Below are 11,131 nucleotides of genomic sequence, written 5' to 3'. Positions count from 1 at the left end.
TGCAGTTGGCCAGTAAGCGTGCGCATTCATTGTTGATGGTGAGTTCAATCTCAGTTTTTCCAGCTAATTTTCTACTACTTATCTTGGCAATGGCCGATCTTAGCTGGTGGTACGATTCACCACGGTTCAAGGAGCGATGAACAGTCTTGCGCATTCCCTCGTCATCAATGTAGTCAAGCATGTACAAGCTCATGATGATTTTATCAAGCTCAATCAACGCCCGCAGGGTATCATTCGATTGGTAGGACGATAATTTTTTTACAATGACGCTTTGGCTGCTCTTTTTAAGTCCCAGAGTTGCCATGATTCTTAAAATATTATCCCATTCTTTAACAATCAACTTTACATTTACCTGCTTACTCGGCTTTATCAAAAATTTGTCATAAAGTTTCGGATCATCAAAACTGACAAGGTTCGCTTGTGCCTTTTTATCCAACTGAGTAAATCGTGGCATGAAGCGGTAACCAAAAAGATGCAATATGATGAAATTCACTCGATTTATGCTATGCATGTCCCCAGACACAGCAGCTATTTCAATATCACTCGTGTTGCTGTTTAGCATATCAAACAAGTAATGGCTTTCATGTTCGTTTGCACCAATGATTTTTGTGCACAGAGGTAACCAGTTCGCGCATAATGTGTAAGCCGATACGCCCTGACCAAACCCAAAATATTTTGTTGAAAATCTTGCCATAATTGAATTGAATTTTGTTTCTAATTTCTGGCCATCAATGCTCGCATGAATCCCGTAGTCAGCAAGAGTATATTTTTCAAATATGGGCAGTTTTTTTCAAGTGATTCATCACCACGTCACTTGCTTGTGTTAAAGTCATGTGTCGAATAAAATCAGCATAAGTTGACTTTAGGTCATGCTCTTTAACATCGCTGATATCTTTCATTTTATCAATATCAATGCCGGTTGCCTTCGCTACAAGGCAGGCTGAAATGACAGCCTCGTCTGCTTGTTTTTTACTGTTCATCGGCAGTATATGAGTAAATTTTTTCATCAATCCAGTGTGCGTATTAGCAAATTGTAGAATTTCACCAACACTGGTTAGGGGTATATTCTCATAAAAAGGATTATTGACACCGTCGTCTGATTTTTTGTAAGGCAAATGCCAGCGAACGACTTCGCCTTTTTTGTTTTGCTTAAGTTTTATTTTGTTATTTTCTCCGGATGTTATTTTACCATTTACTTCTTTGTAGCGTGGGGATAATAGTCTAGCAAGATCTTTAAGGAAGTCATTTATATTTGTTGCAAGTAGCTTGTTTTCCAAGCGCTTAATGATTGAATTTTTGTTTTTATCCCAGTCTTGCTTGGGATGCAGTTCATCGTTTAGCGATCGATAAGACAGACTATTATAAATCGTGACTGAACCGTTTTTTATACCATCTTCGATGTGAAGGTAAAGCATGAACTCATACCTGTCAGCATTAATGATTTTAATTTTTTTGTTGTTTTTCTCGTTCTTGGTTTTTTTAATCACATGGCGTCGTAGCGCCTTGGGTATAAACTCGATTGGAACGTCCTTAAATTGATAAGTTCCAAATGCTTTATTGCTGGCATAGTGCTCTTTCATGAAGGTGATTGCGGTCTGTAACGCTTTATTTTTGCTTTGGAAATCCAATACCTTGAATGCTGCGCGAGTATTCAGCTTGATTGTTGTCGCATTCTCGCCATAGTATTGCCACCTATAAAACTCAGGCGTAAAGTTCGGCTTTTTAATTTTTTGGATGAACTGTTGGAATTTTTCCTGCGGAACAATTTCATAGGATTTTTTCCGTATTTCGTTGTCAGCCACCTTTTTATTATTTACCAACGATAAAATAGCAGCGGCAGCACTTCGATGATCCTTGTCTTCGTCCTTAACAGCACAAATGGCTTTTGCCTGGTAAGTTTCAGCTTCGCCTTTGTAGTAATTCACTTTGTGAGAAAAACTATTAACCACGTGATCACTGATTTTCAAATAACGATAATGCGCATAGCACATAAGATATAGTCTGGATAAATTCTTTTGTTTCATAGCGCGCAGACCGTAAACGGTGTGGTACACCGCCAGATCAGCATAGTGCATTATATTTTGTTCTGAAATATCCAGCTCTTTGATTATTTCGATGGATCGCTGGTATAGCGATGATAGAAACAGATGGTTTTTGATTGAGGCATTAATTTCGCCCGTAGAGAAATCTTTCTGATCTTTTTTTATTGTCGTCAATTGATAAAACAGTTCATCCTTTTCTAGGAAATTGGCTAATGACTCCCTGAGTGGCTTGTCCATTAAAGTGTATATTTTATTGCTTAATCTGGTTTTTTCATCATTTAGCGCATCCGAAACCATCTCTTGCAATGTTGTGTACGATGGTCTAACAATTTTGTGTTGATGGAAATATTCCAATAGCGAATCAAATACGTATTTGGGCGTAGCGTGTTGCTTAGTCAATTCCTTAGCATAACGAGCCGCTTTAGCTTTGTTCTGACTCGAATAAATCGACATGTTATATTTTTTTAAAATAGCATTGCGATTATCATATTGGTATCGCTTGCTGATCTGCTTTTTTGGAAATTTCTCTGTTGGAAAAAATGTTTTGATAACATACCAGGTGTCCTGCCTAATTCCTTGGAACGTAAACTTATAAAAAAATTGCGTGATTCTAAAAAAACTCACTTGCAGAATGTAGTCAATCTTTTTGGGGACGTCGTTAAAAGAGCCAAGGTATGCTTTATCCTCCTCATCCAGTTCAAACACAAAAGGTCTGTCATTGTCGCCAAGCGAAGGTAATTTATATAATTTATTAAAGTCATCCCTTGAGAGTATTTTTAGTCGAGCCACGGGTTTCTTTTGTATGCATTAAAACGGACGTTATTGTACATCATTTTTGTTGATGCCTTACACTTTATATATCTATGGTTAACTGTATAATTAAATGTGTTATTTGAGGTTAAACATGAACGGACTATTATTTGAGTAAAATATGGCCAAAACAATTGCTTATATTCGCACATCGACCGACAAGCAAGATTTAAACAATCAAAAGCTTGAGATTTTTGAGTTTGCCAAAAAAAATAAACTGGAAGTCGATGAATTTATCCAAATGACGATTTCAAGTAGAAAAACGAGCAAAGAGCGACGAATAGATGAGATGATTTCTGCATTAGATGATGCTGATACATTGATTGTAACCGAATTGAGTCGGTTGGGCAGAAGTACGGCTGAGGTTATTGGGTTAGTCAATGAGCTAATCAAAAAGAAAGTTCGAGTGATCGCGATAAAGCAAAATTTGGATATGAAGCAACACGATATGACTTCTAAAGTAATGATAACTCTGTTTTCACTTTTTGCTGAACTTGAACGTGATCTTATTAGTCTAAGAACCAAAGAAGCGCTTGCTAATAAAAAGGCACAGGGGATCCAGTTGGGGAAACCCAAAGGAACGGTTCAAAAAAGCAAATTTGATTTGGAGGTTGTTAAAATTAAAGAATTGTTGGCATTAGGTTTATCCGTTAGAAAAATAGCGATTTTTTTAGGTTATACTAACCATATTGGTCTCAATACTTATATTAATAAACGCAATTTGCGAGAGACAGCCATCACAAATGGAGCCGAACAAGATAGGGGCGTTTAACAACTGCCACTGTAACAGTATATACAATGTCAGGGGCGTTGAAAAACCAACTTTTATTGAATCAGTTAACAAAATAGAACTTATACGTGAACATAAAAAATAGCTAAGAGTATTGGGATGATATATATACAAAAAATCGACCTGACGAGGTAAGCTGGTGTTCCGAGAATACAACGAGTGATGAAGCAAAATGGTCAGCATCATGGCAAAGCAAGGATAAGCCGTATAAAGACTTCAATCTAAGGCTGCTAAACGATTTAAAGTAACCACTAATAGTCAGCATAGTAAGCCTGTTGCAAAAAAATCTCCTGGGTAGACAGTTTAGCCCTGGCTGCGTGAACAAAGCTTGGGTTACCGATATAACCTATATTCAAACAACTGAAGGATACGGGGCTTATCTTTTTAATATTCATAGCAGGTCTATATCCTGATTGATAACTGGATTTAGACCTGGCTCGAAATATATTTTTATGCGAGAGTGATACAGATAACTTTGAATAGAGATTGCTCTTATCCTAAAAAGTTATTCACATTCAATTCCTGCACAACATTTTAATGCTTTTTTTGCATGTCCATTTGCACAGCAAGCATGGCCCTGAGCCTTGTGAGCTGCTAAAGCTGCCTTGTCGTGATCGCCACTCAAATGATGTTTTTGTGCTTCATGATGATATTTTGCAGCGTGTTCATAATGTTTGGCCGCGTCAGCATGGTATGAGGCAAGTTTCTCTTTATCCATAGTTTTGTTGTCCAAAATATTCTCCTTTTTTGGTGGTATATGCTATTTTACTTTAATAGTGTAGATTTGATTTTTTACAATATCTAGTCGATAGAAACTTAAACAAGGCACTTAACAAGCTGTTTATTTTTAGTTTATAGACTGCTTTTTAACATCCATGCCGTTTTGCGATGCACAGTTAACCGCTCAATCAGAAAACCAGCAACCACTTCATCATTTGCTTTTTGTGCAGCATCGAGCGCTTTATGTAGCGTTTTCTGAATCGCCTCCTGATCATCCAATAATTCTTTTACCATCTGCTCAGCACTAGCATTTTCATTCCCTGATTTAATGACAGTCCTCTTACTATAGGCATCAAATGTACCTGGCGCTTTCTCACCTAGCCCTCGAATTAACTCGGCCACAGTATCAATGCCTTCAGCAAGTTCTTTATATTGTTCTTCAAACATCAAGTGCAGGCCTTTAAAGCGAGGCCCATCAACGTTCCAATGATAATTCTGTGTTTTGAGGTATAGCATGTAATTATCAGCCAGAACCGCTTTTAATGTTTCTACTACAGATTGGTCGCTCATATCCTTTCTCCTGATTATTATTCTATTTAATCCAGTAAAAGCTAATTAAGTTTAATCTGTTTTATAACTTGAGGCTTTATTGCAACTAATTAAGATGCCCGTTTTCTTACATAATTCCAACTATACTATATAGAGTAGCTTAAAAATAAGGCAAAAAGATGAATAACAACATAAATCATGATCTCTATGAAGCACAAATAAAAATAGGGAATAAAATAGTTTTTAAAACGACTGGCAAGGAACTGAATGATTTAATAGTAACTCTAGCAGCACATTGTGAGCTAGAACACTCCGGGGCGGAAGGTGAAATTATTAAACTGGGTACAAATGAAATAGTTTATCATTGTCGAAAGCAAACCATAGTAGATGATTAATCTGGTTTTGGAACAGTACATAGACTTTAGTCTATTATTTATAGCCTAACACATCCTCTGGCATGGCGGGAAATTGGATTATCCTGATAACTAGCATAATAATCTGATTCAGAAGAACTCATAAAATGAGAAATTATATGTCCGGATTTATCAAATTAATAAATCATTCAGATATCAATCCAAGTCGTTATCCACATCAATTTGTAGGCTGTCTTGTTTTAACTGAAGACAATAAAATACTGCTTCAACAACGTGGTCGAGATTGGGCTGCCTATCCGGGTTATCTTTGCGAATTTGGAGGCAAAATTGAAAAAGGGGAATCCCCCATTCAAGCCATAATTCGTGAACTAAAAGAGGAGCTTGGAGCCCAAGTACTTGAATGTGATCTTATCGTGCTTGGTGTAATCACTGAACCCATGTCAAAGCATAATGACTTAATTTATGTTTTCTTTTGGCATGATAAAAAAGGAACAATTACTGGATGTTATGAGGGAGAGGCTCTATTTTTTGACGACAGCGCTACTATTTTAAATCATGCTGAGATAACCGATGGATTACGTTGGGTACTCGCTGAATGCAAACAAAGAGAACTTATTATATAACATAAAATCTCGCCTATAATTGTAAATACTTTAGGTAGAAAAAGGATGAATTCATGGCTAAAAAGAAAATAAACACAATAGTAGAAAAGTACAAAAAGCCACCGCTTTGGTTGGATAAAGCACTGCTTGATCCTGGCGCTGTGTTTTCGAATCCAAAGCAGGTGGCAGATAATCCCAATCTAACGCTGGATGAGAAACTTAGAATATTACGTTCATGGGAGTACGATGCGGCTGAAATTGCAGTGTCACTGGAGGAAGGAATGCCAGGAGAAGAAGAGGGGATTTTGTCATGCATTATCGATACAATTCTGAAAATAAGTCCTGAGCATTGTATTGAATCTACCGGACCTACAAAACATCATGCATTATCATCCTAGACAACCTGTAGTCATTATTTATTTATGACCATTTAAATAAAATCAACTTTCTATTTTTTAATAATTCGCCCCGTTTATGTATTTTCCAAACCAAATACTCTATTATTAAAATAGGTTCTGCAAATTCACACCTAACTTATCAGGAGTATATGAATTATGGATGATTCGAGTTTTCGCGAAATCATTGCAAAGGATGAAGATTTCCTAATATTCAAGTTAAATATAGACAAAGATACAAATCTGCCCAACCATAAGCCAAAAGGACAAACCACAATAATTCCGATTAGAGGAAAAGGTTATTTAACAAAAAATGGAGACAAAATTGAAATAAAGCCGGGTACAGCCATAGGATTAACTCCCAATGATACACATTGTCTTGTCACTGAAACCAGCTTGGAGGTTCTTGTTGTGGAGATTTTATAATCTGATTTATTAAGCTGAAATGGACCTTTTCATCTTTTGATTTGATTATTTACTCATAACTTATTTATGTGTTCTGATGCATCATTGTTCATTATGGCGTACACCTAAAAGTCCAATAATCACATGATTTTTTTCCGTCTTTGTAAATATACATTTGCCTACCCTATCTATTCCTCACACTATTAAAATAAAAGGTCTATAATTTTTATATAAAAGTCCCCCTAACTCACATGGAAGGTTTATTATGGAAAAAAAGAGCTTTTTTAAGCGAGAATGGAAGATATTTAAAAAATTCTATAATAGATCAGCAGAAAATCGAATAGGAATTTATAATCTTCTCGCGTTTATTATTATCCCTATAATTGGCATGACTATTTTATATATCCTTGTTCATATTTTCTGGATATAAAAAAATACAATTAAATTCTTTGTTCATTAATTCTGAGTAATTATAAAAGGGAATTTTAGACGTGGATGACAATACCCTCCTAACAGTAAACAATTTAACCGTGAAACTGGATGATCGCCTCGTTATTGATAGACTTTCATTTTCCCTTAATAATAATGATATTATTAGCATCTTAGGCCCGAATGGTTCTGGCAAGACTGTTTTACTAAAATGCTTACTTGGGTTATTACCTTTCAGTGGCTCGATTACCTGGAAGAAAGGGGTCAAAATCGGTTATGTTCCACAACGATTACCTTTCATAAAGGAAATTCCGTTAAATGTTGGTGAGTTTTTTTTGCTAAAGAAAACCACATATTCAGAAATAATAAATACCCTCCATGAAGTTGGTTTTGATAAAGAGATCTACAACAGAAAAATAGGTTATTTATCTTCTGGTCAATTTCAGAGATTGCTCATTGCCTGGAGCTTGATAGGAAATCCCGATGTTTTACTTTTTGATGAGCCTACTACAGGCATTGATATTGGTGGAGAGGAAACTATTTATAACCTTTTGGAGAGTTTGAAAAATAAAAACTGGTATAATGCTATGTTATTAGTCACCCATGACCTGAATGTAGTTTATCAGTTCTCCAATCAAGTGATTTGCTTAAATAAACAAGCGGTATGTTTAGGCCCACCAAACGAGGTACTTACCCCAGAGAATTTGCGAAATCTGTATGGTGGCGGAATAAAATTTTATAAACACAAACACTGAATAACATTATGAATAATCAATTGATATTGAGCTTGATTGCGGGCATTTTTATTGGTGGTGTGTCTGGGTATTTGGGATCACTAATGCTTAGCAAAAGAATGGCTCTTGTTGCTGGTCCCTTAGGTCATTTAACCCTTCCAGGCATCGCAATCGCCTTATTATATGGTTTTAGCATTGCATTAGGCGCATTCCCTTTTGTTTTGCTTGGTATCGTTTTTATTTGGTTGCTTGAACTGCGAACAAAATTACCCATGGAAGCCTTGACTGCAGTAGTGTTTGCCTCAGGCATAGCTGTAGCCTTTTTATTTTTGCCGATTGAACAAGCTCAATCGGCTTTGATTGGAGATATCACTAAAATAAGTTACTTGGAAACAGTAGTTTCAGGGAGCGTTGCGCTTTTTCTTTTTTTTATTATTAAATTGATTTATCCCAAGATGGTTCTTATTAATATTTCAGAGGATTTGGCTCAGTCTGAAGGAATAAACGTAAAGAAATACAATTTCATTTATTTAACACTGATTGCAATTGTCGTGGCCATAGGGGTTCAGATGGTTGGTGGTTTATTAACAGCTGCCTTAGTGTCTATCCCACCTGCCTCAGCTCGGAATGTAAGCCGAAACTTAACTCAATATAGCTTAATTTCAATATTGGTCGGCGTTGTCGCTTCTTGTATTGGAATTTTACTTTTTAAATTTACAGGCCTTCCTTCGGGTCCATTAATTATTCTAGCAAGCACATTTATATTCTTGATCTCCTTAATTTTTAAAAAATGAAGTAGTGCTTTGTCATTTTGTCTGGTGCTTGTATTTTCAAATAGGGGGCTTGGGAAGTAATGGAACAGCCAACCGACTTAAGTTTTTGGAGGCCTAGCTAATTCTATGATGTTTGACTCTTTTGCCTTAATGCTTTTTTCTCACGGGAAAGAACATGCCTAACAAGCCTGGGTGATGAGTGTTCAAGCTATCGTTAACTGAGTTAAACAATATTTTTGAATTTTGCATCAGGGAGCAAGTTCCGGAGCGCTAGGCCTATCAATATGAATTCTGTGAAAATAAAAATACCATAATTTACATGATGTTATACAAAATTTAATAGCCAATGAAAAAATCGATTTTTTGGCTACAGCCTAGACTGGTAATGGGGTATAAGGGTGTGCCGGGAAATTTCGTACCTTCCTGCAAAGAACCCCTCCCATATCCATGCTTTTGAATTTTTTAAAGGCGTGCCATCGTGTCTCGTGCCCGATAATTTACGGTCGGGTATTACAACAGCGCATCGTTATGATCCTGTAACTAATGAAACCTATCAAGACCTGGCGAATCATTACAGCATCGCTATTGTTCCAGCACGCGTACGCGCACCCAAAGATAAATCAAAAGTAGAGGTTGGAGTACAAGGGATTCAGCGTTGGTTATTAGCTCCATTAAGGCATTGTACTTTTTTCAGTGTTGCTGAAATTAATTCGGCGCTTGCTCCACTATTGAAGACTTATAATGAAAGACCTTTTCAACAACTTCCCGGAAGCCGCGTTTCCCAATATGAGACGATTGACAAACCTGCATTGAAGCCCCTACCCAGCACACGCTACTGTTTTGCCGAATGGAAACATGCAAAAGCTGGAATTGATTATCATATTGCTATTGATAAACACTACTACAGCATTCCCTATTCCTATTTGAAAGAGCGCATCGATGTACGCATCAGTGATAGAACGGTCGAGTGCTTTTTTAAAGGAAAGCGCATCGCAGTGCATCAGCGTGCTTTTAGCTTTGGCCATACAACGCTCAAAGAACATATGCCGCATGCGCACCAGGAATATGTTGAATGGACACCAGAGCGGCTGCGTTCTTGGGCTCTACGCATTGGTCCCAATACAGCCAAACTTATTGAAGAAGTTATTAATTTACAAAAAATCCCGCAACAAGCCTATCGCTCATGCCTAGGTATTCTGCGTATGGGGAAGCGTTATGGGAATGATCGATTAGAAAACGCGGCGATTCGCGCACTGTATTTAGGCGCTTTTCGTTATAAAAGCATTGAGTCTATTTTGCAAAATGGACTTGATAAGCAGCCCTTGCCATTGCCTGCCAGCGAAACAAGAACTGCTGTAACGACCACTCATCATGATAATGTGCGTGGCCCAAGCTATTACCACTAACACCTGACCAAGAGGAGTACTTATTATGTTAGCACATCCTGTGTTTGACCAGTTAAAAGAGTTGCGCTGTCATGGTATGGTTGAAGCGCTGCAAGAGCAGTTGAAACAACCCGACATTCATCAGTTGTCCTTTGATGAGCGCTTTGCCTTACTCATTGAAAGAGAGTGCATTACCAGAGAAAACCGCAAGCTTACTTTACGACTTCGTCAGGCTAAGCTCAAGATAAATGCCTGTTTGGAAGACGTAGACTATCAGGCATCAAGGGGGTTGTCTCAAACAGTAATGAAACAGCTTGCTCCTTGCCTTTGGATTAGCAGGAAACAAAATGTATTAATCACGGGACCCACAGGTACAGGGAAAACCTGGCTTGCCTGTGCCTTTGCTAATCAAGCGTGCCGCGAGGGATTTAGTACTCGATATTTACGTCTGCCCAGGCTCTTTCAAGCATTAGAAGTCGCTAAAGGAGACGGCAGTTACATCAAGTTACTGGCTTCTTTGGCAAAAACCCAGTTGATTATTTTAGATGACTGGGGACTGGCACCTATGAATGAATCACAGCGCCGAGACTTACTTGAGATTATGGATGACCGACACAATCAATCATCTACTCTTGTCACCAGTCAATTACCGGTTAATTTATGGCATGACTCAATAGGTGATGTCACTTTAGGCGATGCTATTTTAGACAGGCTTATTCATAATGCACACCGGATTGATATGAAAGGAGAATCAATGCGCAAAAAAAGTGCTAATAAATTGGAAAATAAGGAGGGTAAGTAATACACTTAAACTGAAGCGTCGCTCCGCTCCGAAGTGATCGGCATCAAATGGAATCAGTGATCGCCATCAGTGGAATGCGCAGGTATGGGCATATTGAGCTGCAAAACGCCTTTAATGGCTGAAAAAGAACTATGGGTTTATTTCCTTGCTTATAATTTAATTCGTTTATTGATGGTTAAGGCCGCCTTGCTCTCAGGCTCTTTACCAAGACAGCTTAGTTTTAAACATTGTCTTCAGCTATGTGTTACTTATGTTCATAAAAAATTCCATGATAACCTGAAAGCCAATACATGCTTATTAATTTATATTGGGCAGCGAACA

Annotated in this window: 13 protein-coding genes; 9 read left to right on the top strand and 4 right to left on the bottom strand. The window is 37.5% G+C overall.

Going from position 1 to position 11,131, the window contains the following annotated elements:
- Both LDG_RS20485 and LDG_RS04285 read right to left on the bottom strand, forming a co-directional pair.
- The coding region (locus tag LDG_RS20485; protein ID WP_267878839.1) for a Tn3 family transposase at nt 1–733 on the bottom strand (733 nt) is incomplete at its 3' end.
- 37 nt (nt 734–770) lie between these two features.
- Nucleotides 771–2,831 (bottom strand): DUF4158 domain-containing protein, encoded by a 2,061-nt coding sequence (locus tag LDG_RS04285; RefSeq protein ID WP_006869931.1) that lies wholly within the window; start codon nt 2,829–2,831, stop codon nt 771–773.
- Between the two features lie 142 nt (nt 2,832–2,973).
- On the opposite strand from LDG_RS04285, the gene LDG_RS04280 reads away from it, so the two are divergent.
- A complete protein-coding gene (locus LDG_RS04280) occupies nt 2,974–3,624 on the top strand; it encodes a recombinase family protein (RefSeq protein WP_006869930.1) in 651 nt (216 codons plus the stop codon).
- A gap of 523 nt (nt 3,625–4,147) precedes the next feature.
- On the opposite strand, the gene LDG_RS04275 is transcribed toward LDG_RS04280, so the two are convergent.
- Entirely contained in the window at nt 4,148–4,375 is a 228-nt protein-coding gene (locus LDG_RS04275) for a hypothetical protein (protein ID WP_006869929.1), read from the bottom strand.
- Between the two features lie 119 nt (nt 4,376–4,494).
- Complete coding sequence (locus LDG_RS04270; RefSeq protein ID WP_006869928.1) at nt 4,495–4,932, bottom strand: Dps family protein; 438 nt, start codon at nt 4,930–4,932, stop codon at nt 4,495–4,497.
- Nucleotides 4,933–5,090: 158 nt separating this feature from the next.
- Here LDG_RS04270 and LDG_RS04265 point away from each other — a divergent pair, with 158 nt between their 5' ends.
- The 8 genes from LDG_RS04265 (at nt 5,091) to istB (ending at nt 10,810) form a co-directional block, all read left to right on the top strand.
- A complete protein-coding gene (locus LDG_RS04265; protein ID WP_006869927.1) occupies nt 5,091–5,306 on the top strand; it encodes a hypothetical protein in 216 nt (71 codons plus the stop codon).
- Nucleotides 5,307–5,443: 137 nt separating this feature from the next.
- A complete protein-coding gene (locus LDG_RS04260) occupies nt 5,444–5,908 on the top strand; it encodes an NUDIX hydrolase (protein ID WP_006869926.1) in 465 nt (154 codons plus the stop codon).
- Nucleotides 5,909–5,961: 53 nt separating this feature from the next.
- On the top strand, nt 5,962–6,285 hold the full coding sequence (locus LDG_RS04255; protein ID WP_006869925.1) for a hypothetical protein: 324 nt from the start codon (nt 5,962–5,964) through the stop codon (nt 6,283–6,285).
- Nucleotides 6,286–6,441: 156 nt separating this feature from the next.
- The gene (locus LDG_RS04250) at nt 6,442–6,708 is read left to right on the top strand and encodes a cupin domain-containing protein (protein ID WP_006869924.1); all 267 of its coding nucleotides are present in this window, start codon (nt 6,442–6,444) and stop codon (nt 6,706–6,708) included.
- A 470-nt stretch (nt 6,709–7,178) separates the two neighbouring features.
- Complete coding sequence (locus LDG_RS04245; RefSeq protein WP_006869922.1) at nt 7,179–7,871, top strand: metal ABC transporter ATP-binding protein; 693 nt, start codon at nt 7,179–7,181, stop codon at nt 7,869–7,871.
- 8 nt (nt 7,872–7,879) lie between these two features.
- Nucleotides 7,880–8,644 carry a metal ABC transporter permease gene (locus LDG_RS04240; protein WP_006869921.1) on the top strand — a complete coding sequence of 255 codons (765 nt, stop codon included), beginning with the start codon at nt 7,880–7,882 and terminating at the stop codon, nt 8,642–8,644.
- 464 nt (nt 8,645–9,108) lie between these two features.
- Complete coding sequence (locus LDG_RS04235) at nt 9,109–10,029, top strand: IS21 family transposase (protein WP_006869920.1); 921 nt, start codon at nt 9,109–9,111, stop codon at nt 10,027–10,029.
- 25 nt (nt 10,030–10,054) lie between these two features.
- Complete coding sequence (gene istB, locus LDG_RS04230; RefSeq protein WP_006869919.1) at nt 10,055–10,810, top strand: IS21-like element helper ATPase IstB; 756 nt, start codon at nt 10,055–10,057, stop codon at nt 10,808–10,810.
- The last annotated feature ends 321 nt before the right edge of the window (nt 10,811–11,131 follow it).

The organism is Legionella drancourtii LLAP12, from assembly GCF_000162755.2.
GTDB classification, from domain to species: domain Bacteria; phylum Pseudomonadota; class Gammaproteobacteria; order Legionellales; family Legionellaceae; genus Legionella; species Legionella drancourtii.
Note: the sequence above shows the minus strand (reverse complement) of the source record. Positions and strands in the feature narration are given on the sequence as shown.